The sequence below is a fragment of the Streptomyces sp. NPDC053750 genome (assembly GCF_044544295.1).
Lineage (GTDB): Bacteria > Actinomycetota > Actinomycetes > Streptomycetales > Streptomycetaceae > Streptomyces.
This window is the reverse complement of the sequence record NZ_JBITXB010000014.1, coordinates 130,386-156,589: the sequence shown is the minus strand read 5'-3', so window position 1 is coordinate 156,589 and position 26,204 is coordinate 130,386. Positions and strand designations below refer to the sequence as shown.

The following is a 26,204-nucleotide window of genomic DNA, read 5'->3' as shown; positions in this document are numbered from 1 at the left end:
CTTCGGGCGGGTGCGCCCGGTGTGGTGGGAGTCAGTGGGAGAAGAAGTCCAGGGCGAGACGGTTGAACTCGTCGGCCTGTTCGGTCTGGGCCCAGTGGCCGCAGTGCGGGAAGACGTGCAGCCGGGCGTCCGGGATGGTCTTGAGGGCGACCAGCGCGCCGTCGAGCGGGTTGACGCGGTCCTCGCGGCCCCAGGTGAGCAGTACCGGCTGGGTGATGCGGTGCGCCTCGCGCCAGAGCATCCAGTCCTCGGCCCAGGCGGGGTTGGCGAAGGCGGCTCCCATGCGGGCGCTGCCCAGCCTGTTGTCGGGGTCGGTGGCCGCGGCCCAGCGCTCCTCGACCAGTTCCTCGGTGACAATCGACTGGTCGTACGCCATGACGCCGAGGAAGGCGCGCAGCTGGTCCTTGGTCGGCTCGGGCGCGGCGTTGAATTCGAACAGTCGCTTGATGCCCTCGGTGGGGTCCGGGGCGAAGAGGTTGACGGAGACGCCGCCGGGGCCCATCAGCAGCAGCTTGGCGACCTTGTCGGGGTGGTTCAGGGCCATGCGGACGGAGGTTCCGCCGCCGAGCGAGTTGCCGACGAAGTGCGCCTGACCGATGTTCAGTTCGTCCATCAGCGCGGCCACGGCGTCCGCGCTGTAGCTGAAGTAGTCCTTGTCGAGCTCGGGCTTGTCCGAGCGCCCGAAGCAGGGCTGGTCGACCAGCAGGGTGCGGAAGTGCTGGGCGAAGACCGGGAGGTTGCGACCGAAGTTGCTCCAGGCGGAGGCGCCGGGGCCGCCGCCGTGCAGCATGATCACGACGGGTGCGTCCGGCCGGGCGTCCGGTCCGGCCTCGTGGTAGTGGAGGGTGAGGCCCGCCGCCTTGACGGTGCGGGAGGTCGACTCGTAGCTGAGCTGTGCCATCTGCGGCGCCTTTCAGGCCATGGTGTCGTGGATGTCGATGCCGAGCGCGCACTGCCCGTACATGACCAGCGCCCGCTCCGGGTCGTTGGCGGCGTGACCGCGGCCCGTGTGGGCGTCGCGCCAGGCGCGCTGGACCGGATTGGGGCCGGTGCGCATGGCGCTGCCGCCGGCGTTCTCCATCAACAGGTCGATCGCCGCGACCGCGCGCTCGGTGGCGAGCACCTGGTCCCGGCGGGTGCGGGTGCGCAGCTCCATCGGGAGCTCCTCGCCGCGCTGGGCGAGGGCGTACATCTCGCCGATGTTGCGGGTCAGCTGCAGCCAGGCGGCGTCGATGTCGCCGGCCGCGCGGGCGATGCGCACCTGCGCGAAGGGGTCCTCGGCGACCTTCTGCCCGTAGGAGACGCGGAAGCGCTGCTTGGTGGCCTCGGCGTGGGACTCGTAGGCGCCCTCGGCGATGCCGACGATCGGGGTGGAGATGGTGGTGGTGAACACGCCGGCGTACGGCAGCCGGTACAGGGGCTCGGGGTTGAGCTCGTGGCCGGGCACCTTCAGGGCGGTCACCGGACCGAAGCCGAGCGCCCGGTGGTCGGGGACGAAGACGTCCTCGACCACGATGTCGTTGCTGCCGGTGCCGCGCAGGCCGACGGTGTCCCACACGTCGTCGACGCGGTACTCGGAGCAGGGGACGAGGAAGGTGCGCATGTCCACCGGGGCGCCCTCGGCATCCGGGACGAGGCAGCCCAGCAGGGCCCACTGGGTGTGGTCGCAGCCGGACGAGAAGTGCCACCGGCCGGACAGCCGGAAGCCGCCGTCGACCGGTGTCGCCTTGCCGGTGGGGGCGTACGAGGAGGCGATGCGGGTCTTGGGGTCCTCGCCCCACACCTCCTGCTGGGCCCGTGGGTCGTACAGGGCGACGTGCCAGGGGTGGACACCGACGACGGAGGCGACCCAGCCGGTGGAGCCGCAGGCCTTGGCGATCTCCTTGACCGCGGAGTAGAAGAGGACCGGGTCGGCCGCCCGGCCGCCGAAGGCCTTGGGCTGCAGCAGTCGGAAGAAACCGGCGTCCTCCAGTTCCTTGACGGAGGTGTCGGGAACGCGGCGCAGCGTCTCGGCCTCGGCGGCGCGCTCGCGCAGGCTCGGGGCGAGGTCTCGGATCGCTGCCAGCACGTCTTCGGCCATGGAGCATCCCTTCTCGGTCGTCGTGGTGGAGGGTCGCGGGGGTGGAAGTGGCAGGACCGTACGCCGCGCTGTTTCGAAGCGAAATGCGCTGCTCCCACTGAGCGGGAGGGTGCTGCGGCGCCGACGCCGAGGCGGGGATTCGTCGTCGCCGTGCCGGTGCCGAGATACTGGCGCTGGAGCGGGCCGGCGGCTGGGGCGGGCCGCCACCCTGGCCGGCGGCTTCATCCACCCGGGCGGCGGCACCGCCCTGCAGCGCGCCTGCGGGTTCGACGAGATCGCCGAGCCCGCGCCGCGCGGCCGTCTGCCGCAGACGGCGCCACAGTTGGTGGTCGAGCGGGACGGCAGGGTCTGCGGGGCGGTCGCGCGCCGGACACTGCTCGGCTGCCGACCCGGTGGCGGCACGCGCTCGGCATCGACGGCCACGCCCCTGCGTCGTGACCGTCGGCCCCTTCCACGTCAGGAGTAGGTGATCCCGACCCGATCGGTGAGGGGCACGGCCTGGCAGGCCAGGACGTATCCTTCGGCGAGGTCCTGGTCGTCCAGGACGTCGTTGCGGAGCATCTTCACCTCGCCTGTCACGACCCTGCAGGTGCAGGCGCTGCAGGCGCCCTCCCGGCAGGAGTACGGGGCCTCCATCCCCGCGGCGAGGAGGACGTCGAGCAGCGGTGTCCCCGACGGCCAGGGGACCGTGCGGGTCTCGCCGTCGAGCTCCACGTCCGCCGTGCTGCCGCCCTCGGCCGGCGCGCACTCCCCCACGGCCGGTGCTTCGAAGACGTCTCCGCCGAGGGAGAAGAACCGCTCCCGGTAAATCCGCTCGCCCGGCGCGCCGAGCGCGCGCAGGCACTGCTCTGCGGCGTCCATCATCGGCCCCGGGCCGCAGAGGAAGGTCTCGCGGTCGGCGTACGGCGCGAGCACGGCACTCAGCCGGTCCGCGAGGGGCAGGCCCTGGAGCGACTCCAGCCAGTGGATCACCACCAGCCGGTCCGGGTGGCCCTCGGTCAGCTTCCGCAGTTCCGCACGGAAGATGACCGAGGGCTCGTCGCGGTTGGCGTACAGGAGCGCGATCCGGCCCTGCCCCCTCGCCAGGGCCGACTTGGCGATCGACAGCACCGGGGTGATGCCGCTTCCCCCGGCGACGAGCAGCAGATCCGCGTCGAGGGAGTCCGGCGTGAAGGTTCCGGCCGGCGGCAGCACCTGCAGTTCGTCCCCCACCGTCACGTGGTCGCACACCCAGTTGGAGCCGTATCCGCCGGCCACCCGCTTGACGGTGACCTTCATCGGCTCGCCGGTGTCCGGTGAGCTGGCCAGGGAGTAGCAGCGGGCGGCCGCTCGTCCGTCCGCCCCGGGCAGCTTCAGGGTGAGGAACTGCCCGGGGCGGTAGGCGAAGCGGTCCGCGCTCTCCGGCGGCGCCTGGAGCACCAGGGAGTGCGCGTCGGCCGTCTCGGCGATCACCTCGGTGACCCGCAGCCCGTGCGTGCGCGACTCGGTCGCCGGCCCGGTCGTCGGTTCAGACATCGGCGACCTCCAGGGTGCCCTCCTCGACCGCGCGGTCGATGCTGCCGCGCAGCGCCCGGCAGGTCCGGATCCGGGCGCTGGTCTCGCCGGCGGCCACCCGGTCGCGGAACTCCGTGCAGACGACGGCCGCTTCGGCGGTCCACTGCACCGAGGTGTGGGCCATGCTGAACTTCTCGCACAGGACCTGGTTGCCGCAGGTCACGCACTCCACCGGCTGCATATCAGGCTCCGGACTCCGTCTTGTTCTCCGCCTCGCGGCGGGCCAGGTTCTCCTCGACCTCCGCGCGCCATGCCTTGTTGGCCCGCTCGGTGTCGACCTCGAACTCGAATCGCCGCACCATCTCGTCCTTGACGTCGGCGACGTCGAGGTAGAACTGCTCGTACCAGCGCCGCAGCTGGTAGACCGGACCGTCCTCCTCGGTCAGCAGCGGGTTGTCGATCCGCGTCTTGTTCTGCCAGATGTCCACGTCCTGCTCGAAGCCGACGGTCGCGCCCTCCGCGGTGAGCCGGGCGGCCTCGGCGGCCTGCTCGTCCGTCATCCCGGGGAGTCTCCTGACGATCGCCCCGTACTGGAGCAGGAAGCTGTTCTCGTCGATCGGGTAGTGGCAGTTGATCAGGACGATCTCCATTTCGACGCCGCCTCCGACGTCGCTGTAGAGATGGTCGATCATGTAGGAGGGGCCGTAGTAGGAGGCGTCGGACCGCAGGCGGCCGGCGCTCAGCGTGCCCAGCTCCATGTCGCCGCGCGGGCTGCTCTCCATGTACTGGGTGGCGATGTGCCCGTCGAAGACGTTCTTGAAGTACTCCGGGAAGGCGTAGTGGACGTAGTAGAAGTGCGCCATGTCCACGACGTTGTCCACGATCTCGCGGCAGTTGGAGCCCTCCACCAGCAGGGTCTTCCAGGTCCAGTCGCTCCACTGGTCCGCGTCCGGGCCGTGGATGCCGGCGATCTCGGGGATGGTGACCTCGGGCGGCGGGGGGTTGCCCTGCGGGTCGTTCCAGACGAACAGCTGCTTGTTGCGCTCCAGGGTGAGCCAGGAGCGGGTCTTGGCGCGCGGCGGGACCCGGCGCGCGTAGGGGATGCCGGCGCAGCGGCCGTTGCCCGACCAGCGCCAGTCGTGGAACGGACAGGCCACCGCGTCGCCCTTGACGGAGCCGTGGGCGAGGTTGCCGCCCATGTGCGGGCAGTAGGCGTTGAGGACGTGCAGCTTGCCGTCGTCCTGGCCCTGGAAGACGACGAGTTTGGTGCCGAAGGCCTCGATCTCGTGCGGTTTCCCGTCCTTGAAGCTGTCGGCGAGGCCGAGGCAGTGCCAGCCCCGGGCGAAGCGGGCGGGTGGCCTGCCCGCCTCGATGACCCGGACCTCGTCATTGAGAGCAGTCATCTTGTCCCTCCGGTGTGGGCCGCCCTTGGCAGGCGCCTCAGTTCTGTGCGGCGAGTTCCACGGCGATGTCGATGAGCTGGTCCTCCTGGCCGCCGACGAGGCGTCGCTCGCCCGCGCGCAGGAGGATCTCGGCGCCCGAGACGCCGTAGCGCTCGGCCTGCCGGTAGGCGTGCTTGAGGAAGCTGGAGTAGACCCCGGCGTGGCCCATCAGCAGGGCGAGCCGGTCGAGTCGGCACTCGTCGTCCATCACCGGGCGGACGACGTCCTCCGCCGCGTCGATGATCTTCAGTACGTCGACGCCGGTGCGGATGCCCATCTTGGCGCAGACCGCGACCAGCGCCTCGACGGCGGTGTTGCCGGCGCCCGCGCCGAGGCGGCGGGTGGAGCCGTCGATCTGCAGGGCGCCGGCCTTGACGGCCGCGATGGAATTCCCGGTGCCGAGGGCGAGGTTCTCGTGTCCGTGGAAGCCGACCTGGGCGTCACCGCCGAGCTCGGCGACCAGGGCCTCGACCCGGGCGGTGACGTCGTCCATGACCATGGCGCCGGCCGAGTCGACGACGTACACGCACTGGCAGCCCGCGTCGGCCATGATGCGCCCCTGCCGCGCGAGGTTCTCGGGCGTGGTGGAGTGGGCCATCATCAGGAAGCCGACGGTCTCCAGGCCCATCTCGCGGGCGAGCCCGAAGTGCTGGATCGCGATGTCGGCCTCGGTGCAGTGGGTGGCGATGCGGCAGATGCGCGCGCCGTTGCCGTGGGCGGCGCGGATGTCGTCCTTCACCCCCAGTCCGGGGAGCATCAGGAAGGCGATCCTCGCCTGCCGCACGGTGTCCACCGCGATCTTGATCAGTTCCTGCTCGGAGGTCTTGGAGAAGCCGTAGTTGAAGGACGAGCCGCCGAGGCCGTCGCCGTGCGTCACCTCGATCACCGGGACGCCGGCGTCGTCGAGGGCGGCGACGACGGAGCGTACGTCCTCGCCCGTGAACTGGTGCCGCTTGGCGTGCGAACCGTCGCGCAGCGAGGAGTCGGTGATCCGGATGTCGAGGGTGTCCGAGTAGGGCATGCGGGGAGCTCCTTACGCGCCCGGGGCGAGGAGCGCCTTGGCGAACTCCTCGCCGACCTTGGTGGCGGCGGCGGTCATGATGTCGAGGTTTCCGGCGTACGGCGGCAGGTAGTCGCCCGCGCCCTCGACCTCCAGGAAGATCGCGACCCGGGCCATCCCGCCGTTCTCGGGGCGCGGGTCGTCGAACTGCGGCTCGGTGCGCAGCCGGTAGCCGGGTACGTAGGCGGCGACCTGTTCGGCGATCTCCTTGACGGACTGGGTGATCGCTGCCCGGTCGGCCTCCTCGGGGATGGCGCAGAAGACGGTGTCGCGCATGATGACGGAGGGCTCGGCCGGGTTGAGGATGATGATCGCCTTGCCGCGCTCGGCACCGCCGATGGTCTCGATGCCGCGGGACGTGGTGCGGGTGAACTCGTCGATGTTGGCGCGGGTTCCGGGTCCGGCGGAGACGGAGGCCACCGAGGCCACGATCTCCGCGTACGGCACGGGGACCACCCGGGAGACCGCGTACACCATGGGGATGGTGGCCTGCCCGCCACAGGTGATCATGTTGACGTTGGGCTTGTCGAGGTGCTCGCGCAGATTGGCGGGCGGGACGACGGCGGGGCCGACGGCCGCCGGCGTCAGGTCGACCGCCTTGATGCCCAGTTCGGCGTAGCGCGGGGCGTTGGACCGGTGGACGTGGGCGGAGGTGGCCTCGAAGACGATGTCCGGCTTCTCGTCCTGGGCGAGCAGCCGGTCGACGCCTTCGTGGCTGGCCTCGAGGCCGGCGGTGCGGGCGCGGGCGAGGCCCTCGCTGCCGGGGTCGACGCCGATCATCCAGCGCGGTTCGACGAGCTCGGAGCGGAGCAGCTTGTAGAGCAGATCCGTGCCGATGTTGCCGGAACCGACGATCGCGGCACTCGCCTTGGTCTTGGTGGTCATCATCACCTCAGGTGAACGAGAGGGACACCGAGCCCAGCCCGGTGAACTCGGCGGTGAAGGTCTGTCCGGCCGTCACGTCGACGGCCCGGGTGCACGAGCCGGGCAGTACCACGTGCCCCTTCCGCAGGGGCACGCCGAAGCGGGCCACGGTGCGGGCGAGCCAGGCGACGGAGACGGCGGGGTCGCCGAGTACGGCGTCGCTGCGGCCCTCGGCGAGCGGCTCACCGTCGCGGGTGAGCCGCGCGTCGATCGCCCTGAGGTCCAGCTCGCGCGGGTCGCGGCCCTCGCCGATGACGTATCCGGCGGAGGAGGCGTTGTCCGCGATGGTGTCGGCGATGGCGATCCGCCAGTCACGGATCCGGCTGTCGATCAGCTCCAGGGCGGGGACGACGCGTTCGGTGGCGGCGAGCACATCCGCCGGCGTGCAGTTCTCGCCCGGCAGGTCGTCGCCGAGGACGAAGCCGACCTCGACCTCGACGCGCGGGCAGCAGTAGCGGGAGACGGGCACGGGCCGGTCCTGGCTCAGCTCCATGTCGTGGAGCAGGTGGCCGTAGTCCGGCTCGTCCACGCCCATCATCTGCTGCATGACGGGGGACGACAGGCCGACCTTGTGACCGCGCACCTCGGCCCCGGCTTCGAGGCGGTGCCGGATGTTGATGAGCTGGATCTCGTACGCGTCCTCGGCGTCGATCGCCGGGAAGACCTCGGTCAGCGGGGCGACCGGCGTGCGGCGCTGCTCGGCGGAGCGAAGGATCTCCGCGGCGCGCTGCCTCTGGGGGTCCGTGAGCATGGGGGTCCTCTGCGGGGCGTTGGGATGTTCCGGGAGGCTAAGCGGGGTGCGCTCCGCGCGGGGAGCGTGAAATCCCGCTGACCGGGAAAGGTGCGTCGCGAAGACGCGGAACGGCCCCCGGGAGCCGCGGTCGGCGGCTCCCGGGGCCGTCGCAGGGGGCTCCCGGGAGCCGTCGCAGAGGGCTCCGCTCCGATGGCGGACCGGGGCGAAGGGGCTCCGCCCCGGCGCGGGTCCGGCAGGCCCAGCAGACCGGCGGGTCCGGCAGACCCAGCAGGCCGGCAGGCCGTGCAAGGCAGGGCCGGCCACCGCTACCGCGCCCCGTACACCGGCTGAGGCGCCTCGGCCGCGGCCAGCAGCTTGAGGGCGGTCTCGCCCGCCTCCGCGGGGGTCCAGCGGGCACCCTTGTCCGCGGAGGGGCCCGGCCGCCAGCCCTCCATGACGGTGATCCGGCCGGCCTCGGCCTCGAAGACCCGGCCCGTCACCCCCGCGGAGGCCGGGGAGCCCAGCCAGACGACGAGCGGGGAGACGTTCTCCGGGGCCATGGCGTCGAACGCGCCGCCCTCGGGAGCGGCCATGTTGTCGGCGAAGGTCTCCTCGGTCATCCGGGTGCGGGCGGCCGGGGCGATCGCGTTGACCTGGACGCCGTAGCGCGCCATCTCCGCCGAGGCGACGAGCGTCAGGCCGACGATCCCGGCCTTCGCGGCGGAGTAGTTGCCCTGGCCGACGCTGCCGAGCAGACCGGCCCCCGAGCTGGTGTTGATCACCCGGGCCTCGGGCGTACGGCCGGCCTTCGCCTCGGCACGCCAGTGCGCCGCGGCGTGCTTGAGCGGCAGGAAGTGGCCCTTGAGGTGGACGCGCATGACGGCGTCCCAGTCGTCCTCGTCGAGATTGACGAGCATGCGGTCGCGCAGGAACCCCGCGTTGTTGACCAGGGTGTCGAGGCGGCCGAATGACTCCAGTGCGGTGGCGACGAGCGAGGCCGCGCCGTCGCCGGCGGCGATGTCGCCGCCGTGGGCGACCGCTTCCCCGCCGAGCGCGCGGATCTCGTCGACGACCTGCTGGGCCGGCCCGGCTGCCCCTCCCGTGCCGTCGAGGCCGACGCCGAGGTCGTTGACGACGACCCTGGCGCCCTCGGCGGCGAGGGCGAGGGCGTGCGCGCGGCCGAGCCCGCGTCCCGCTCCGGTGACGACGGCGACGCGTCCGGTGCACAGTCCGTTCATGGGGGTGAGTCCCTTCGGTGAGCAAGGTGAGCGAGGTGAACGAGGTGAGCGAGGTGGCGAACCGCGCTCAGTTGTTGACGGTGGCGGCGTCGAGAAAGGCGGGGCGTTCCCCTCCGCCGTGGACGTGCAGGGCGGCGCCGCTGATGTACGCGGCCCGGTCGGAGGCGAGGAAGACACAGGCGTAGCCGACGTCGGCGGGCTCGGCGAGCCGGCCGAGCGGCACGGTGCGGCCGACGGCTGCGATGCCGTCCTCGTCCCCGTAGTGCAGAGAGGACAGTTCGGTGCGGACCATGCCGAGGAGGAGCGTGTTGACCCGCACCTTCGGCGCCCACTCCACGGCCATGGAGCGGGCGAGGTTCTCCAGGCCCGCCTTGGCCGCGCCGTACGCGGCGGTGCCCGGTGAGGGGCGGGTGCCGCTGACGCTGCCGATCATCACGATCGACCCGCCCTCGCGCTGACGGTGCATCACCTCGTACGCGGCGAGCGAGGCGGTCAGCGGTGCGACGAGGTTCAGCTCGACGACCCGGGCGTGCCGCTCGGCTCCCCCCTCGCCGAGCATCCTGAAGGGCGTCCCCCCGGCGTTGTTGACCAGGGTGTCCAGGCGCCCGTAGTCGCTCCGCACCCGGTCGAAGAACCCGCCGACCGCCTCCGGGTCGCGCAGGTCGACGGGGAGGAAGCGGGCCGTGCGCCCCGCCGCCTCGACCGGCTCGTCCGGGGCCCGCCGCGCACAGGTCACGACCTGTGCGCCGGCTTCGAGCAGGGCGCGGGTGATCCCCGCGCCGACACCCCGGGTGCCGCCGGTGACGACGGCGACTTTCCCGGACAGATCGATGATCGCTGCCAATTGACACCTCCCGCAGCGCGCGGACCGCTGCTATCTTCCACACCTAACAAATGTTTGGTGGAAAGGTAGCTGATCTGCTCATGGGTGTCTCCACCTCCGCCCCGGAAGAGGGCATCGCCGTCGTCACCGTGGACTTCCCCCCGGTCAACGCCCTCCCCGTACAGGGCTGGTACGACCTGGCCGCCGCGGTGCGCGCCGCCGGGGCCGACCCGAAGGTGCGCTGCGTGGTGCTCAATTCGGCCGGACGGGGCTTCAACGCCGGCGTCGACATCAAGGAAGTGCAGCGCACGGCCGGGCACGACGCCCTCATCGGCGCCAACCGCGGCTGCTACGAGGCGTTCGCCGCGGTCTACGACTGCGAGGTCCCGGTGGTCGCGGCCGTGCACGGCTTCTGTCTGGGCGGCGGCATCGGCCTGGTCGGCAACGCCGACGCCATCGTCGCCGCCAACGACGCGACCTTCGGCCTGCCCGAGCTGGACCGGGGCGCGCTCGGCGCGGCCACCCACCTCGCCCGGCTGGTCCCCCAGCATCTGATGCGGGCGCTGTACTACACCTCGCGCACCGTCACCGCTCAGGAGCTGCGGCAGTACGGCTCGGTGTGGCGGGTCGTCCCGCGCGAGCGGCTGATGGACGCCTCGCTGGAACTGGCCCGGGAGATCGCCGCGAAGGACGGGTATCTGATCCGCCTCGCGAAGGCCGCGATCAACGGCATCGACCCGGTGGACGTCCGCCGCAGCTACCGCTTCGAGCAGGGCTTCACCTTCGAGGCCAACCTCAGCGGTGTCGCCGACCGCGTCCGCGACACCTTCGGCACCTCCGGAACCACCGGGAAGGAGCAACAGTCATGAGCAGGGACAAGACGATGACCGCCGAGGAGGTCGTCGGCCACCTCGAGAGCGGGATGACGATCGGCATCGGCGGCTGGGGCTCCCGGCGCAAGCCCATGGCACTCGTACGGGCCCTGCTGCGCTCGGACCTCACCGACCTGACCGTCGTCTCCTACGGCGGCCCGGACGTCGGTCTGCTCGCCGCCGCCGGGAAGATCCGCAAGCTGGTCGCGGCCTTCGCCACCCTCGACTCCATCCCCCTCGAACCGAACTTCGGGGCGGCCCGGCAGCGCGGCGCGTTCGAGATGGTGGAGCTGGACGAGGCCATGTTCATGTGGGGCCTGACCGCGGCCGCGCACCGGCTGCCCTTCATGCCGATCCGGGCCGGGCTCGCCTCGGACGTGATGAGCGTCAACCCGTCACTGCGGACGGTCACCTCGCCGTACGAGGACGGCGAGGAGCTCGTCGCCGTCCCCGCCCTGCGCCTGGACGCCGCGCTCGTCCACCTCAACCGCGCCGACGCGCACGGCAACGCCCAGTACCTCGGCCCCGACCCGTACTTCGACGACCTGTTCTGCGAGGCCGCCGACCGGGCGTACGTCTCCTGCGAGCGGATCGTGGACACCGCGGATCTGCTCAAGGACTCCGGCCCGCAGACCCTGCTGGTCAAGCGGGCGTTCGTGAACGGCGTCGTCGAGACCCCGAACGGCGCGCACTTCACCTCCTGCGCCCCGGACCACGACCGCGACGAGGCGTTCCAGCGCGCCTACGCCCGGGCCGCCCGCGACCCCGAGGCCTGGCAGGCCTTCACCGAGCGGTTCCTCTCCGGAGACGAAGACGCGTACCAGGCCGCGGTGGCGGCGTTCCACAAGGAGGAAGCATGAGCGGCACCGGCACGACGACGGCGACGCGGGCCGAGTACTGCGTGGTGGCCTGCGCCGAGGCCTGGCGGGGCGCGGGAGAGGTGCTGGCCACCCCGATGGGCACCGTCCCGACGATCGGAGCCCGGCTGGCGAAGCTGACCTTCTCCCCCGACCTGCTGCTGACCGACGGCGAGGCGCTGCTCGTCGGCGACGTACCGGCGGTCGGCGCCCAGGCCCAGGTGGTGGAGGGCTGGCTGCCGTACCGCCGGCACCTGGCCATGGTGGCGAGTGGGCGGCGGCACGTGATGATGGGGGCCTCCCAGATCGACCGGTACGGCAACCAGAACATCTCCTGCATCGGCGACTGGACCCGGCCCGAGCGGCAGCTGCTGGGCGTGCGCGGCGCGCCGGTCAACACCCTCAACAACCCGACGAGTTACTGGGTGCCTCGGCACTCGACGCGGGTGTTCGTCGAGCGGGTCGACATGGTCTGTGGTGTGGGCTACGACCGCGCCGCCGCGGCCGGCCCCTCCGCGACCCGCTACCACCGCATCCCGGACGTCATCAGCGACCTGGGCGTCTTCGACTTCGAGACCCCGGACCGCACCCTGCGACTGCGCTCACTGCACCCCGGCGTCACCGTCGAGCAGGTCACCACAGCCACCGGGTTCGCCCTCACGATCCCCGACGAGGTGCCGTACACCCGTGAGCCCAGCGCCGAGGAGCTGCGGCTGATCCGTGAGGTCATCGACCCGAAGGAGCTGCGCGAGCGCGAGGTGCCGACGGCATGACGGACGTCAGGATCGGGACCCCGCTGACGAAGCTCGTCGGGGTGCGGCACCCCATCGTCCAGACCGGGATGGGGTGGGTGGCGGGCCCCCGCCTGGTCTCTGCCACCGCCGAGGCCGGCGCGCTCGGGATCCTCGCCTCGGCCACCATGACCGTGGACCAGCTCCGCTCCGCCGTCCGCGAGGTCAAGTTTCGTACGGACGCGCCCTTCGGGGTCAACCTGCGGGCCGACGCGGGGGACGCGCCCGAGCGCGTACGGATCATCATCGACGAGGGGGTGAAGGTCGCCTCGTTCGCCCTGGCCCCCTCCCGCGAGCTGATCGCGCGGCTCAAGGACGCGGGCGTCGTCGTCATCCCGTCCATCGGCGCCAGGCGGCACGCGGAGAAGGTCGCCGCGTGGGGCGCCGACGCGGTGGTGGTGCAGGGCGGCGAGGGCGGCGGACACACCGGGAACGTCGCCACCACCGTCCTGCTCCCCCAGGTCGTGGACGCCGTCGACATCCCGGTCGTCGCGGCGGGCGGCTTCCACGACGGCCGCGGCCTGGTCGCCGCTCTGTCCTACGGCGCCGCCGGGATCGCCATGGGCACCCGCTTCCTGCTCACCTCCGACAGCACCGTCCCCGACCAGGTCAAGGCCAAGTACCTGGCCGCGACCGTCCAGGACGTCACGCTCACCACCAAGGTGGACGGCCTCCCGCACCGGATGCTGCGCACCGAGCTGGTCGACGCGCTGGAACGCTCGGGCCGGGCCGCCTCGCTGCTGCGCGCGATCCGCCACGCCGCGGCCTTCCGGCGTGACACCCGCATGAGCTGGGCGCAGATGGTCCGCGACGGTCTGGCGATGAAGCACGGCAAGGAACTGACCTGGAGCCAGGTCCTGCTGGCCGCCAACACCCCGATGCTGCTCAAGGCCTCGATGGTCGAGGGGCGCACCGATCTCGGGGTGATGGCCTCCGGCCAGGTCGCGGGGCTGATCGACGATCTGCCGTCCTGCGCCGAACTCGTCGACCGTGTCATGACGGAAGCACACGCCGCCCTCCGCGCCCTGCCCGTGGCGGGCTGAAGGGCCGCACTCCGCTCCTCCGCTCCACCCCGGGAAAGTCCCCTCCCCTCCCTCACTTGGAGTTGATCTCATTGCGTACTGCCCGTATCCGTCGTACGGCCGCAGCGGTGGTCTCCGCGGTCGTCCTCGGCCTGCTCCCCGCCGGCACCGTTGCCGATGCCGCGGCGCAGCCCGCCGCCACGGCCTCGCGCGACGTCACCGCCGGCGCCGTCCGCCACATCGCGCTCCAGGGCGCGGTCAACGTCCGCGACCTCGGTGGCTACCGCACCGAGAAGGGCCGTCAGGTGCGCTACGGCCAGGTCTTCCGCGCCGACGGGCTCGGCAGGCTCACCGACGCGGACGTCTCGAAGCTGGCCGCGCTGGACCTGCGTACCGTGGTGGACTTCCGCGTCCCCCTGGAGGTCCGGCACGACGGCGCCGACCGTCTCCCGGAAGGCGTCACCGCGGTCTCCCGGCCCGTGAACGACCTCGGGCTGTACGGCAGGACGACGGAGGTCATCGGCTCCAAGGACCCGGTCAGGCAGCAGGAGGAGCTCGGCGACGGCAAGGCGGAGCAGATGATGCGGTCCATCTACCGCACCTTCGTCACCGACGCGGACAGCCGCCGCCGGTTCGCCGCGCTGGTGAGGGACATCGCACGTCACAAGCGCACGCCGCTGCTCTACCACTGCACCTCGGGCAAGGACCGCACCGGCTGGATGAGCTTTCTCCTGCTGCGCGCCGTCGGCGTCCCGGCCGAGACCGCCGAGAAGGACTACCTGCTCTCCAACGAGTTCCGCAGCGAGGCGGACCGCAGGACCCGCGAGGCACTGAAGCAGGCCGGACACCTGCAGAACCCGGACCTGCTCATCCCCCTCCAGGAGGTCCGCGAGGACTACCTGGAGGCGGCGGTCGACCAGGCCGAGGAGGACTACGGCAGCCTCCGCGGCTACCTGACGGACGGCCTCGGCCTGGACGCCCCGACCCTGGCGCAGCTCCGCGCCCGGCTCCTGCGGTAGCCCGGCCCCATCGGGCATGTCCGCCTTCTACCGCGACGTCCTCGGCTTCCGGAGGGCGTCGCGTCTCAGAGGCGCTCGATGAGGGTGACGTTGGCCTGGCCGCCGCCCTCGCACATGGTCTGCAGGCCGTAACGCCCACCCGTGCGCTCCAGTTCGTGCAGCAGGGTGGTCATGAGCTTGGTTCCGGTGGCGCCCAGCGGGTGGCCGAGGGCGATGGCACCACCGTTGACGTTGACCTTCTCCGGGTCGGCCCCGGTCTCTTTGAGCCAGGCGAGCGCGACCGGGGCGAAGGCCTCGTTGATCTCGACCAGGTCGATGTCGTCGAGCGTCATCCCGGCCCTCTTCAGCGCGTACGCCGTGGCCGGGATCGGCGCGGACAGCATCCGGATCGGGTCCTCGCCGCGCGCCGAGATGTGGTGGATGCGGGCCCGCGGTGTCAGCCCGTGCTCCCGTACGGCGCGTTCGCTCGCGAGGAGCATGGCGGAGGCGCCGTCGGACACCTGAGAGGAGACGGCTGCCGTCAGCCGACCGCCCTCCACCAACGGCTGCAGGCCCGCCATCTTCTCCAGGGTGGTGTCCCGCCGCGGGCCCTCGTCGCGGGTCACGTCTCCGTACGCGACGAGCTCCCGGTCGAAGCGGCCCTCGTCGATGGCGCGGATCGCCCGCTGGTGCGAGCGCAGCGCGAACTCCTCCATGTCGCGGCGGGAGATGTCCCACCTCTTGGCGATGAGTTCGGCGCCGTGGAACTGGTTGACGGGCTGGTCGCCGTAGCGGGCCCGCCAGCCCTCGGACCCGGCGTACGGGCCCTCGGTCAGCCCGAGCGGCTCGGCCGCCTGACGGCTGGCGAAGGCGATCGGCACCTGCGACATGTTCTGGGTGCCGCCCGCGACCACCAGGTCGCTGGTGCCGGACAGCACCGCCTGGGCGGCGAAGTGCACGGCCTGCTGCGAGGAACCGCACTGGCGGTCCACGGTCACCCCGGGCACCTCTTCGGGCAGACCCGCGGCCAGCCAGCAGGTGCGCGCTATGTCGCCGGCCTGCGGGCCGACGGTGTCCAGGCAGCCGAAGACGACGTCCTCGACGGCCGCCGGGTCGGCGCCCGAGCGCTCCATCAGCGCCTTGAGCACGTGCGCGCCGAGGTCGGCCGGGTGGACGGCGGACAGCCCGCCGTTGCGCCGGCCGACCGGGGTGCGTACCGCTTCGACGATGTATGCCTCGGCCATGACCACTCCTTCTCGATGTGTTCGGTGTCATTCACGGAGGGCGATGCCCTCCAGCACCATCGACAGGTACTGACGGGCGATCTCCTCCGGGCGGTGCTGTCCGCCCGGCCGGTACCAGGACGCGGCGACCCACACGGTGTCGCGTACGAAGCGGTAGGTGAGCCGGACGTCGAGGTCGGCGCGGAAGACCTCGGCGGCCACTCCGCGTTCCAGCGTGCCCAGCCACGCCTTCTCGAACTTCTGCTGCGAGTCGGCGAGATAGCCGAAGCGGGGCTGGGTCCGCAGGTGTGTGGACTCCTTCTGGTAGATGGCGACCGCGGCGCGGTGCCGGTCGATCTCCCGGAAGGACTCGGTGACGAGGGCCTCGATGGTCTCCCTGGGGCCGAGCCCGGCGGCGAGTACTTCCTCGTACCCGGCCCGGAGCTCGTTCAGGAAGCCGGAGAGGATCTCGTCGAGCATCGACTCCTTGGAGTCGAAGTGGTAGTAGAGACTGCCTGCGAGCATCCCCGCCGAGTCGGCGATCCGGCGGACGGTGGTGGCGTTGTACCCCAGTGCGGCGAACACCTCGGCGGCGGTGGCCAGGAGTTCCTCGCGCCGCTCGGGCGACGGGCTCGTCGTGGCCCTCCTGCTGTCGCTGCTCTTCGGCACCCGGCCCTCCTCGCCTCACGCGTGCCGGCTGCTGACGGACAGGACCTCCCCCGTCATGTACGAGGAGTAGCCGCTGGCCAGGAACACGATGACGTTGGCGACCTCCCACGGCTCGGCGTAGCGGCCGAACGCCTCGCGGGAGGTCAGCTCCTGAAGGAGCTCGGGCGTGGTCACCTTCACCAGGTGCGGGTGCATCGCCAGGCTCGGCGAGACGGCGTTGACGCGCACGCCGTACTCGGCGGCCTCCAGCGCGGCGCAGCGGGTGAGCGCCATGACGCCGGCCTTGGCCGCGGCGTAGTGCGCCTGGCCCTTCTGCGCCCGCCAGCCGATCACCGAGGCGTTGTTGACGATGACGCCCCCGCCGCCCGCGGCCTTCATCCTGCGCAGCGCGGCGCGCGTGCAGCGGAAGGTGCCGTTCAAGGTGACGTCGAGGACCTTGTCCCACTGTTCGTCGGCCATGTCGACGAGGTCGGCGGTGCCGCCGAGACCGGCGTTGTTGACGACGATGTCGAGTCCGCCGTGCCGTTCCTCGGCGAGGTCGAGGAGGGCCGTGACCTGGGCCTCGTCGGTGACGTCGCAGGGCAGGGCGGCGACGCGGTCCGCTCCGAACTCCGCGGTGAGTTCCGCCTCGGACTCCCCCAGCCTGCGGGCGTGGGCGTCGGAGAGGACCACCCGCGCGCCTTCCTCCAGCAGCCGCCGGGCGGTCGCGCCGCCGATGCCCGCGCCGGCGGCGGCGGTGACGACCGCGGTGCGGCCGGCGAGCAGGCGGTGGCCGGGGACGTAGGGGGGTGGGGCCGAGGTCATGGGCGAACCTCCTTGGGGAGACCGAGCACGCGCTCGGCGATGATGTTGCGCTGGATCTCGTTGGATCCGGCGTAGATGGTGTCGGAGCGGGTGAAGAGGAACAGCCGCTGCCAGTCGGTGAGGTCGTAGGGCTCGCCGGCGGCCAGCATGCCGTCGGCGCCGCAGACGTCCATGGCGAGCTCGCCCAGCCGGCGGTGCCAGGTCGCCCAGAAGATCTTGCCGATGGACGCCTCGGGGCCGGGCGCGCCGGCCGCGACACCGTCGAGCATGCGCAGCGCGTTGCCGCGGATGATCTCGAGGCCGATCCAGGCCTGGGCGATCCGGTCGCGGATGAGCGGGTCCCGGGCCGCGCCGTTGCGCTTCGCCAGCTCGATGACGGACTCCAGCTCCCGCCGGAAGCCGACCTGTTGGCCGAGGGTGGACACGCCGCGCTCGAAGCCGAGCGTGGCCATGGCCACCTTCCAGCCCTCGCCGGGCGCCCCGACGATGTGCGACGCCTGCGTGCGGGCGCCGTCGAAGAAGACCTCGTTGAACTCGGAGGTGCCGGTCAGCTGGGTGATCGGCCGGATCTCCACACCGGGCTGGTCCAGCGGGACCAGCAGACAGGACAGGCCCCGGTGGCGGGTGGAACCGGGCTCCGTGCGGGCGACGACGAAGCACCAGTCGGACTCGTGCGCGAGTGAGGTCCAGATCTTCTGCCCGGTGACCACCCACTCTCCCCCACTCTCGGCTTCGCTCGAGCGGGAGGTGCCCCCATCGTCCCGCTCGGCCCGGGTCCGTACGTTCGCCAGGTCCGATCCGGCGTCCGGCTCGCTGTAGCCCTGGCACCACAGCTCGTCGACGGCGACGATCCGGGGCAGGAACCGCTCGCGCTGCTCGGGGGTGCCGAAGGCGATCAGGGTGGGGCCGAGCAGCTGCTCACCGATGTGGTTGACGCGGGCGGGGGCGTTCGCGAGGGCGTACTCCTCGTGGAAGGCGACCTGCTGTTCGAGGGTGGCGCCGCGGCCGCCGTACTCCTTCGGCCAGCCGACGCAGGTCCAGCCCGCGGCGGCCATGTGCCGCTCCCAGGCGAGGCGTTCGGCGAAGGCCTCGTGCTCCCGGCCGGGCCCGCCCCGTCCGCGCAGGGCGGCGAACTCACCCGTGAGGTTGCCGCGCAGCCAGCTGCGGACCTCGGTGCGGAACTCCTCGACGCTGCTCATGGGCGGCTCCGGACGACTCTCGACGAATTGGACGGCTCGACTTGTCGACGGCCGAGGACCCGTACGCTAACCTACCAAACACTTGTTAGGGAAGGAGGGGCGGATGTCAGCTGCCCACACCGCGTCCACGGAGCCCGTCCGGTACGAACGCCGCGGCCCCGTCGCCGTGGTCACCATGGACCGGCCCGACTACCGCAACGCCCAGAACTCGGCGATGACATACGCCCTGGACCGGGCCTTCTACCGCGCGGCCGACGACGGCGAGGTCAAGGTCGTCGTCCTCACCGGAGCGGGGAAGCACTTCTCCGCCGGCCACGACATCGGCACCCCGGAGCGGGACGCCCACCTGCCCTTCGACCGCCGGGCCGGACTCTGGTGGGACCACTCGGACAAGGCGGGCGCGGAGAGCCGCTTCGCCCGGGAGTCCGAGGTCTACCTGGGCATGTGCCGCCGCTGGCGCGAGCTGCCCAAGCCCGTGATCGCCTCCGTGCAGGGTGCGTGCGTCGCGGGCGGCCTGATGCTCGCCTGGGTCTGCGATCTGATCGTCGCCTCCGAGGACGCGTTCTTCGCCGACCCCGTGGTGCGCATGGGCATCCCGGGCGTGGAGTACTTCGCCCATCCGTGGGTGATGCCGCCGCGCATGGCGAAGGAGTTCCTGTACACCGGCGACCGGATGAGCGCACGGCGCGCGTACGAGATCGGCATGGTCAACCGGGTCGTACCGCGCGCGGAACTGTCGGACCGGACGATGGAGCTGGCCGCCCGGATCGCCGAGATGCCGCGCATGGGGCTGGCGCTGACCAAGCGCGCCGTCAACCAGGCCGAGGACCTGCAGGGCCTGCACACCGGGTTGGACTCCGTCTTCGGGCTGCACCACCTGGCGCACGCGCACAACGCGGAGACGGCGAAGGACTCGCTCGGTGGCATGGACATCGGCGCGATGAAGAAGGCGGGCGCCTGATGGACCTCGACTTCACGGCGGCGGAGGACACGTTCCGCGCCGAGGCCCGCGAGTGGCTCGCCGCCCATGTCCCCGCCGCTCCCCTGCCCTCCCTGGAGACCGCCGAGGGCTTCGCGGCCCACCGCGAGTGGGAACGCGCGCTGTTCACGGACCGCTGGTCAGTGGTCTCCTGGCCCGAGGAGTACGGCGGAAGGGGCTCCTCGATCCTTCAGTGGCTGATCTTCGAGGAGGAGTACTACGCGGCCGGCGCGCCCGGCCGGGTCAGCCAGAACGGCATCAATCTCCTCGCCCCCACCCTCTTCGAGCACGGCACGCAGGAGCAACGTGCCCGCGTCCTTCCGTCCATGGCGAGCGGCGGGGTGATCTGGGCCCAGGCCTGGTCCGAGCCGGAGTCGGGCTCCGATCTCGCAAGCTTGCGCTCCAGGGCCGTACGAACCGACGGCGGCTGGCTCCTGAGCGGCCAGAAGACCTGGTCGTCCCGGGCGGCCTTCGCCGACCGCGCGTTCGGCCTCTTCCGCAGCGACCCCGACGCCGACCGGCCGCACCGCGGCCTCACCTACCTCATGTTCCCGCTGACCGCGGAGGGCGTCACCGTACGCCCCATCGGCCGCCTCGACGGCAAGCCCGCCTTCGCCGAACTCTTCCTCGACAACGTGTTCGTGCCCGACGAGGACGTGATCGGCGAGCCGGGACAGGGCTGGCGGGTAGCAATGAGCACGGCGGGAAACGAGCGCGGGCTGACGCTGCGCAGCCCGGGACGCTTCACGGCAGCCGCCGACCGTCTGACCGCGCTGTGGCGCTCCGCCGCCGACCCCGACGACACGGCCCTGCGCGACCGGGTCGCCGACGCCGTGATCGGCGCCCGCGCGTACCAGCTGTTCACCTACGCGGGCGCCTCGCGCATCGTCGTCGGAGGATCGATCGGCGCCGAGTCCAGCCTCAACAAGATCTACTGGTCCGAGCTGGACATCGCCCTCCACGAGACGGCCCTGGACCTGCTCGGCCCGTACGGCGAACTGTCCGACGAGGCCGAGGAGGCTCCCGCGCACGGGAGTTGGGCGGACGGGTACACCTTCTCGCTCGCCGGGCCCATCTACGCGGGCACCAACGAGATCCAGCGCGACATCATCGCCGAGCGGCTGCTCGGTCTGCCGAAGGGACGTCGGTGATGCGGTTCCTCCTCGACGACGAGCAGCGGGAGTTCGCCCGCTCCCTGGACGCCATGCTGGCGGCGGCCGACACCCCCACCGTCGTACGGGCCTGGGCGGCCGGTGACGCCGCGCCCGGCCGCGCGCTGTGGTCCCGGCTCGCGGAGGCCGGAGTCTTCGGCCTCGCCGTACCGGAACAGTACGACGGGCTGGGCCCGCTGCCCGTCGAACTCACCGTCGCCTTCACGGAACTGGGCCGCCACGCCGTGCCGGGTCCGTTGGTGGAGACGGTGGCCGTGGCGGCCTTCCTCGACCACCTGGGCGACGAGGCGGCGGCCGCCTCCTGGCTGCCCGGCATCGCCTCCGGCAAGACCGTCGCCACCTTCTGTCTGCTCTCCCCCGACAGCCCCTACGCCCTGGACGCCGACGCCGCCGACGCCGTCCTCGTCGTGGACCACGACACCGTACGCCTGGCGGAGACGACCGGACCCGTCCAGCCGTCCGTCGACCCGGCGCGCCGGCTGGCCCGCCCGCTCGGCGGAACCGTCCTGGCGCACGGGGCCGGCGTGAGGGCCGCGGCCGCGTACGCCGCCGACGTCGCGGCGCTGGCCACCGCGGCCCAGGCCCTGGGACTGGGCCGTACTCTTCTGACGCGGACGGTCGAATACGCCCGGCAGCGCAAGCAGTTCGGATGGGCCATCGGCTCGTTCCAGGCGGTGAAGCACCGCCTGGCCGACGCGTTGATCGCCCTGGAGTTCGCCCAGCCCCTGGTGCATGCCGCGGCCCTCGCGCCGGCGTCGGGAGATCCGGGCGCCGGCCGCGAGATCGCGGCCGCGAAGGTGTCCGCGTGCGAGGCCGCGTACACCGCGGGCCGCACGGCTCTGCAACTCCACGGCGCCCTCGGCTACACCGACGAACTCGACCTCTCCCTGTGGATCCGCAAGTCCCGTGCGCTGCGCTCCGCCTGGGGCACACCGGCCGCCTGCCGCGCGCGCGTCCTCGCCGCCTGAGCCCACCCTCCCCATCGGTCGCTCTCCCGGGACCACCCCACCCGGCAGAGCGGCCGTCCGGCACCCGCACGGCAGATCACCGCTCATCCATCCTCAACTTCCCAACCGCTCACGGGAGTCAGCCATGTCCGCCGCACCGTCCCCGCAGAGCCCCGAGAGACCGCAGGCATCGGAAAGGCCGGAGAGTCCGGAGAGTCCCTCGACGGCTCCGAGTCCGACCCTGCTGCGCAAGGTGGCACTGTCGAGCCTGCTCGGCACCGTCATCGAGTACTACGACTTCCTGCTCTACGGCACGATGGCCGCACTCGTTTTCGGCCCCTTGTTCTTCCCGGATTCGAATCCCACGGTCGGCACGATCGCCGCATTCGGAACCCTGGCCGCCGGCTATGTCGCGCGGCCCGTCGGCGGTGCCGTCTTCGGCCACTTCGGCGACCGGCTCGGCCGCAAGACGATGCTCATCCTGACGATGGTCCTCATGGGGGCCGCGAGCTTCCTGATCGGGGTGCTGCCCACGTACGAGACGATCGGCATCGCGGCCCCGGTACTGCTCGTCCTGCTCCGCGTCGTCCAGGGCGTCGCCATCGGCGGTGAATGGGGCGGCGCGACACTGATGGTCGTCGAGCACGCCGACCCGCGGCGCCGCGGCCTGTGGAACGGTGTCATGCAGATGGGGTCACCGATCGGCTTCCTCCTGTCCACGGTCGCGGTCACCGTGACTGCGCTCCTCCCCCAGGAGCAGTTCATGGCCTGGGGCTGGCGCATCCCGTTCCTGTTCAGCGCGCTGCTGCTGGGCATCGGCCTGTACGTGCGGATCAGCATCAGCGAGAGCCCGCTGTTCCAGCAGGCGCTCGCGGCGCAGAAGGAGCGGGAGGCCACCGGTCCGTCCCGCATTCCGCTGGCGCAGGTGCTGCGCAGGCCCCGGGCCCTGGTGCTCGCGTGCGCGGTCGGTATCGGTCCCTTCGCGGTGACAGGGATGATCAGCATCTTCATCCTCACCTACGCCACGGGCATCGGCTACACCACGTCCGAGGTGATGAACGGGCTCATCGCAGCCTCGTGCATGGGCCTGGTGACGATACCGCTCTTCTCGGCGCTGTCCGACCGCGTCGGACGCCGGACGGTCGTCATGAGCGGCGCCATGGGCATCGTGCTGCTCGCCTTCCCCATGTTCGCCCTGATCGACACCAGGTCTCCCGCCCTGCTGATCCTCGGCCTGCTCCTCGGCCAGCTGCTGCAGTCCGCGATGTACGCGCCGCTGGGCCCGCTGCTGTCCGAGATGTTCGGCACCGAGGTCCGCTACACCGGGGCATCCATGGGCTATCAGCTGGCCGCGCTGATCGGCAGCGGATTCACCCCGCTGATCGCCAGCAGTCTGCTCTCCGCCTCGGGCGGCATGCGGAGCGCTCCCCTCTCGGGTCTGGTCATCGGCTGCGGAATCGTGACCGCGCTGGCCGTCTGGCGCATCGCCGAAACCCGCGGCCGCGATCTGGCGGAGGAGGACTCCGCCCCGCTCAAGGGCGCGCCGGCACGCGCCGCACAGAAAGGAGCAGACGAATGAGGCTGACGGAGGAACAGGAAGAACTGCGGTCCGCCGTACGGTCGCTGCTCGCACGCCACGAGGGTGCGGCAGCCTGGCGGCCCCTGACCGGGCAGATCGGCGTCGCGGGGCTCGCCGTACCCGAGGAGTACGGCGGTGCGGGCTGCGGAGCCCGGGAAGTCCACGTCGTGATGGAGGAGTTGGGACGGGGGCTCAGCCCGGTGCCCTTTCTCGGCTCCGCGGTGCTCGCGGCGCAGGCGCTGCTCGCCTCCGGTGACGCGGCGGCGTGCGCGGTACTGCTCCCGCAGCTCGCCGAGGGCACTGCGGTGGGCACCCTGGCGTGGGCCGAGCAGGGCTCCTGGGACCCGGCGGCGATCCGGGCCGAGGCCGCCCAGGGCCCCGGCGGGACCTGGCGGATCACCGGGACCAAGGAGCACGTGCTGGACGGGGCGGAGGCCGATGTGCTGCTCGTGGCGGCTCGCACGGGGACCGGGGTCTCGCTCTTCCACGTGGCCGTGCCCGACACGGGAGCGCGCCGCGAAGCGGCGGTCACGATGGATGCCACGCGGGCCCAGGCGCGCGTGGTGCTCGACAATGCCGAGGGCCGGCTCATCGGCGCCGAGGGAGACGGCGGCCGGGTGCTGCGGCACGTGCTGGACCTGGCCTGTACGGCGCTCGCCGCCGAGCAGGTCGGCGCGGCCGAGCACTGCCTGGATCTCACCGTGGCCTACGCCGAGGACCGCGTCCAGTTCGGCCGGCCCATCGGCTCCTTCCAGGCCGTCAAGCACCGGCTCGCGGACGCGTACGTGCTGGTGGAGTCGGCGCGCTCGGCGGCGCTGGGCGCGGCCTTCGCCGCCGACTCGGGATCGCCGGAGCTGAGCCGCTGTGCGGCTGTCGCCAAGTCCGCCTGTTCAGAGGCGTTCTCAGCGGTGGCGGGCGAGATGATTCAGTTGCACGGCGGCATCGGCATCACCTGGGAGCACGACGCCCACCGCTACTTCAAGCGCGCGCACGGCTCGGGCCTGCTCTTCGGCCCGCCGGCGTGGCACCGGGGCCGGCTGGCCGCCGGCCTGGGCCTGCTCGCGGGCTGACCGGATTCAGCCAACTCTCCTGTCGGTCGACGAGGCGACCATGCGGGAGGTCCTCAGCAGTTCTGCACCGGCGTAGCGGTCATCACGCCGTCCCTGCCCGGCGGACGGCCGGCGGGGATGGCAGTTCGCCGTGGCCGGCGGGGACGGCGGAGTACGCCCACGCCTCCCGGCACGGGCTCCCCCCGGCGTCCGCCGCGGCCCGGTGCCGGCCGATCGGTCCGAACACCGCCCAGTTCGTCACGACTGCGGAAGGCGTTCTCCCGGTCTACGGGAAACCACTGTGGTCACGATCCGTCGTGCGGACCAAGACTGCCTCTCCCGACCTGCCGACACGATCCGGAGCAGTGATGCGCCATGAACGACCAGCTCGCCTTGCGCCGACTGGTGGATGCCCGTGCATGCGCCCTCGCCGGCCGGGAGCCCGTACGCTCCACCGAGCTCTTCACCCCTGACGGGCGACTGATCGCCCACCAGCCGGACGCCGCCCCGATGGGGGAGCGCAGCGGTCCCCAGGGGCTGGTGAAGAACCACGTCACCCGCACCCGCACTGCCGACCAACCGCATCGGAGGGACCAGATGGCGCACACCGAGCAGACATGGGACCAGGAGTGCGACGTCCTGGTCGTGGGCTCCGGCGGAGGTGCGCTCACCGGCGCGTACGGCACGGCGGCTCGCGGCCTGGACACCCTGGTCATCGAGAAGACCGGGCACTTCGGCGGCACCACCGCCTACTCCGGTGCCGGCCTGTGGCTGCCCGGCAACCAGGCGCAGGCACGTGACGGCGTGCCGGACTCCGCCGACCTCGGCCGCACTTACTTCCGCGCCGTGGTCGGCGACGCAACTCCGCACGCACTGCAGGACGCCTACATCGACGGAGCCGCGGCGACCGTCGCCTTCCTTGAGGACAACCCGCACGTCCGCTTCGAGTACCGGCCCTTCCCCGACCACTACCCGGCGTCTGGACGCTTCGAGGCCGGCCGTGCGGTCTTCCCCGTGGAGCTGCCCGCGCCCGACGGCCCGCACGACCTGCTCGACGCGGTGCGCCCGCCTGCCTGGGCCCAGCGCCTCGGCCTGCCCGTGCCCGACGGCCCGCTCACCGACGGCCGTGCCCTGATCGGCCGCCTGCTGCTGGCCCTGGAGTCCACCGGCAAGGCCCGCACCCTGCTGCACACCGCCCTCACCCGGCTGGTCACCGAGGACGGCACGGTCATCGGCGCCGAGGCCGCACACGACGGCCGCACCCTGCGGATCCGCGCCCGCCACGGAGTCCTCCTCGCCGCGGGCGGCTTCGAGACCAACGCCGAGCTGCGCCGCGAGTGGCAGGACCTGCCCGGCGCCGACTGGACGATGGGCGCGCCCGGCGGCAACACCGGAGACGCACTGATCGCCGCCGCGGAGGCAGGAGCCGCCACCGACCTGCTCGACCAGGCCTGGTGGTGCCCCTCGCTGCGCTTCCCCGACGGCTCGGCCGCCTTCACCCTCGGCCTGCGCGGCGGCATCTTCGTCGACGGCTCGGGGCGCCGCTTCGCCAACGAGTCGCTGCCGTACGACCAGATGGGCCGCCGGATGCTCGCGGCCAAGGCCGGGACCACCCCCGACAACCCCGTGTGGTGGGTCTTCGACGACCGGTTCGGCGGTGAACTGCCCGGCATCACCGTCGTTCCCGCCAACCGGCAGGCCTTCACCGAGGCGGGGCTGTGGTGCACGGCCGACACGCTGGAAGGCCTCGCCCGGCAGATCGACGTCGACGCCGGAGCGCTGCGGAGCACCGTACGGACCTTCAACGGTTACGCGGCCGAGGGGGTGGACGCGGACTTCCACCGCGGCGAGGATCCCTACGACCGCTTCTTCGTCTCCGGCCCCGCGACCCGAGCGGCCGGCGCCGCCGGCGCCAACGCCTGCCTGGTGCCGATCGACAGCGGCCCCTTCCACGCCGTGCAGATCCTCCTCGGCGACCTGGGGACCAAGGGCGGCGTACGGACCGACACCCGTGCCCGGGTGCTGCGCGAGGACGGCTCCCCGATCCCGGGCCTGTACGCGGCCGGCAACACCACCGCCTCGGTGTCCGGCCCCCACTACCCGGGCCCGGGCGTACCGATCGGCTCCGCCATGGTCTTCGGCCACATCGCCGCCGCCGACATGGCAGGGCAGGACGCGGACCGATGATGTCCGACCCCCGCGCCGCCGAGGGTGATGCACCCGGCCACTCCGACGCCGTACGGGCCGGG

Annotated in this window: 25 protein-coding genes; 11 read left to right on the top strand and 14 right to left on the bottom strand. The window is 72.1% G+C overall.

Annotation, left to right across the window (positions count from 1 at the left end):
• Positions 1-31: 31 nt before the first annotated feature.
• From hsaD to ACIGO6_RS31520, 10 genes are all read right to left on the bottom strand, one after another.
• Positions 32-901, bottom strand: a complete 870-nt coding sequence (hsaD, locus tag ACIGO6_RS31565) for a 4,5:9,10-diseco-3-hydroxy-5,9,17-trioxoandrosta-1(10),2-diene-4-oate hydrolase (protein ID WP_399882362.1) — start codon at positions 899-901, stop codon at positions 32-34.
• 12 nt (positions 902-913) lie between these two features.
• Positions 914-2,080, bottom strand: a complete 1,167-nt coding sequence (gene hsaA, locus ACIGO6_RS31560; RefSeq protein WP_399882360.1) for a 3-hydroxy-9,10-secoandrosta-1,3,5(10)-triene-9,17-dione monooxygenase oxygenase subunit — start codon at positions 2,078-2,080, stop codon at positions 914-916.
• A 456-nt stretch (positions 2,081-2,536) separates the two neighbouring features.
• Positions 2,537-3,595, bottom strand: coding sequence for a 2Fe-2S iron-sulfur cluster-binding protein (locus ACIGO6_RS31555; protein WP_399882358.1), 1,059 nt, complete (start codon positions 3,593-3,595; stop codon positions 2,537-2,539).
• Positions 3,588-3,815, bottom strand: coding sequence for a hypothetical protein (locus tag ACIGO6_RS31550; protein ID WP_399882356.1), 228 nt, complete (start codon positions 3,813-3,815; stop codon positions 3,588-3,590). Before ACIGO6_RS31550 ends, ACIGO6_RS31555 begins: the two co-directional genes overlap by 8 nt.
• 1 nt (position 3,816) lies before the next feature.
• Positions 3,817-4,977 carry a Rieske 2Fe-2S domain-containing protein gene (locus tag ACIGO6_RS31545; RefSeq protein WP_399882354.1) on the bottom strand — a complete coding sequence of 387 codons (1,161 nt, stop codon included), beginning with the start codon at positions 4,975-4,977 and terminating at the stop codon, positions 3,817-3,819.
• Between the two features lie 37 nt (positions 4,978-5,014).
• On the bottom strand, positions 5,015-6,037 hold the full coding sequence (gene dmpG / locus ACIGO6_RS31540; protein WP_399882352.1) for a 4-hydroxy-2-oxovalerate aldolase: 1,023 nt from the start codon (positions 6,035-6,037) through the stop codon (positions 5,015-5,017).
• A 12-nt stretch (positions 6,038-6,049) separates the two neighbouring features.
• Positions 6,050-6,961, bottom strand: a complete 912-nt coding sequence (locus ACIGO6_RS31535) for an acetaldehyde dehydrogenase (acetylating) (RefSeq protein WP_399882350.1) — start codon at positions 6,959-6,961, stop codon at positions 6,050-6,052.
• 7 nt (positions 6,962-6,968) lie between these two features.
• Positions 6,969-7,751 (bottom strand): 2-keto-4-pentenoate hydratase, encoded by a 783-nt coding sequence (locus tag ACIGO6_RS31530; protein WP_399882348.1) that lies wholly within the window; start codon positions 7,749-7,751, stop codon positions 6,969-6,971.
• Between the two features lie 308 nt (positions 7,752-8,059).
• Positions 8,060-8,971: an SDR family oxidoreductase gene (locus tag ACIGO6_RS31525; RefSeq protein ID WP_399882346.1), complete on the bottom strand. Its 912-nt coding sequence runs from the start codon at positions 8,969-8,971 to the stop codon at positions 8,060-8,062.
• A 67-nt stretch (positions 8,972-9,038) separates the two neighbouring features.
• Positions 9,039-9,815, bottom strand: coding sequence for an SDR family oxidoreductase (locus ACIGO6_RS31520; RefSeq protein ID WP_399882344.1), 777 nt, complete (start codon positions 9,813-9,815; stop codon positions 9,039-9,041).
• A gap of 80 nt (positions 9,816-9,895) precedes the next feature.
• Between ACIGO6_RS31520 and ACIGO6_RS31515 the strand changes: the two genes are divergently transcribed.
• The 5 genes from ACIGO6_RS31515 (at position 9,896) to ACIGO6_RS31495 (ending at position 14,355) form a co-directional block, all read left to right on the top strand.
• A complete protein-coding gene (locus ACIGO6_RS31515; RefSeq protein ID WP_399882341.1) occupies positions 9,896-10,663 on the top strand; it encodes an enoyl-CoA hydratase family protein in 768 nt (255 codons plus the stop codon).
• Positions 10,660-11,526 carry a CoA transferase subunit A gene (locus tag ACIGO6_RS31510; RefSeq protein ID WP_399882339.1) on the top strand — a complete coding sequence of 289 codons (867 nt, stop codon included), beginning with the start codon at positions 10,660-10,662 and terminating at the stop codon, positions 11,524-11,526. The genes ACIGO6_RS31515 and ACIGO6_RS31510 overlap by 4 nt, the downstream gene beginning before the upstream one ends.
• On the top strand, positions 11,523-12,296 hold the full coding sequence (locus tag ACIGO6_RS31505) for a CoA-transferase subunit beta (protein ID WP_399882337.1): 774 nt from the start codon (positions 11,523-11,525) through the stop codon (positions 12,294-12,296). The genes ACIGO6_RS31510 and ACIGO6_RS31505 overlap by 4 nt, the downstream gene beginning before the upstream one ends.
• Entirely contained in the window at positions 12,293-13,357 is a 1,065-nt protein-coding gene (locus ACIGO6_RS31500) for an NAD(P)H-dependent flavin oxidoreductase (RefSeq protein ID WP_399882335.1), read from the top strand. The genes ACIGO6_RS31505 and ACIGO6_RS31500 overlap by 4 nt, the downstream gene beginning before the upstream one ends.
• A gap of 71 nt (positions 13,358-13,428) precedes the next feature.
• Positions 13,429-14,355: a tyrosine-protein phosphatase gene (locus ACIGO6_RS31495; protein ID WP_399882333.1), complete on the top strand. Its 927-nt coding sequence runs from the start codon at positions 13,429-13,431 to the stop codon at positions 14,353-14,355.
• A 65-nt stretch (positions 14,356-14,420) separates the two neighbouring features.
• Here the strand turns inward: ACIGO6_RS31495 and ACIGO6_RS31490 are convergent, their stop codons facing one another.
• Genes ACIGO6_RS31490 through ACIGO6_RS31475 form a run of 4 tightly spaced genes read right to left on the bottom strand, consistent with a single transcriptional unit; the run spans position 14,421 to position 18,229 of the window.
• The gene (locus ACIGO6_RS31490; RefSeq protein ID WP_399882331.1) at positions 14,421-15,578 is read right to left on the bottom strand and encodes an acetyl-CoA C-acetyltransferase; all 1,158 of its coding nucleotides are present in this window, start codon (positions 15,576-15,578) and stop codon (positions 14,421-14,423) included.
• Positions 15,579-15,605: 27 nt separating this feature from the next.
• Positions 15,606-16,226, bottom strand: coding sequence for a TetR/AcrR family transcriptional regulator (locus tag ACIGO6_RS31485; RefSeq protein WP_399882329.1), 621 nt, complete (start codon positions 16,224-16,226; stop codon positions 15,606-15,608).
• Between the two features lie 15 nt (positions 16,227-16,241).
• Positions 16,242-17,030, bottom strand: a complete 789-nt coding sequence (locus tag ACIGO6_RS31480; RefSeq protein WP_399882327.1) for an SDR family oxidoreductase — start codon at positions 17,028-17,030, stop codon at positions 16,242-16,244.
• Complete coding sequence (locus ACIGO6_RS31475) at positions 17,027-18,229, bottom strand: acyl-CoA dehydrogenase family protein (protein WP_399882325.1); 1,203 nt, start codon at positions 18,227-18,229, stop codon at positions 17,027-17,029. Before ACIGO6_RS31475 ends, ACIGO6_RS31480 begins: the two co-directional genes overlap by 4 nt.
• Before the next feature lie 103 nt (positions 18,230-18,332).
• On the opposite strand from ACIGO6_RS31475, the gene ACIGO6_RS31470 reads away from it, so the two are divergent.
• From ACIGO6_RS31470 to ACIGO6_RS31445, 6 genes are all read left to right on the top strand, one after another.
• On the top strand, positions 18,333-19,190 hold the full coding sequence (locus tag ACIGO6_RS31470; protein WP_399882323.1) for an enoyl-CoA hydratase: 858 nt from the start codon (positions 18,333-18,335) through the stop codon (positions 19,188-19,190).
• A complete protein-coding gene (locus ACIGO6_RS31465; protein WP_399882321.1) occupies positions 19,190-20,359 on the top strand; it encodes an acyl-CoA dehydrogenase family protein in 1,170 nt (389 codons plus the stop codon). The genes ACIGO6_RS31470 and ACIGO6_RS31465 overlap by 1 nt, the downstream gene beginning before the upstream one ends.
• Entirely contained in the window at positions 20,359-21,348 is a 990-nt protein-coding gene (locus ACIGO6_RS31460) for an acyl-CoA dehydrogenase family protein (protein ID WP_399882319.1), read from the top strand. The genes ACIGO6_RS31465 and ACIGO6_RS31460 overlap by 1 nt, the downstream gene beginning before the upstream one ends.
• Positions 21,349-21,472: 124 nt before the next feature.
• A complete protein-coding gene (locus tag ACIGO6_RS31455) occupies positions 21,473-22,906 on the top strand; it encodes an MFS transporter (protein WP_399882317.1) in 1,434 nt (477 codons plus the stop codon).
• Entirely contained in the window at positions 22,903-23,976 is a 1,074-nt protein-coding gene (locus ACIGO6_RS31450; RefSeq protein ID WP_399882315.1) for an acyl-CoA dehydrogenase family protein, read from the top strand. Before ACIGO6_RS31455 ends, ACIGO6_RS31450 begins: the two co-directional genes overlap by 4 nt.
• Positions 23,977-24,330: 354 nt before the next feature.
• The gene (locus ACIGO6_RS31445; RefSeq protein ID WP_399882313.1) at positions 24,331-26,142 is read left to right on the top strand and encodes an FAD-dependent oxidoreductase; all 1,812 of its coding nucleotides are present in this window, start codon (positions 24,331-24,333) and stop codon (positions 26,140-26,142) included.
• Positions 26,143-26,204 lie beyond the last annotated feature (62 nt).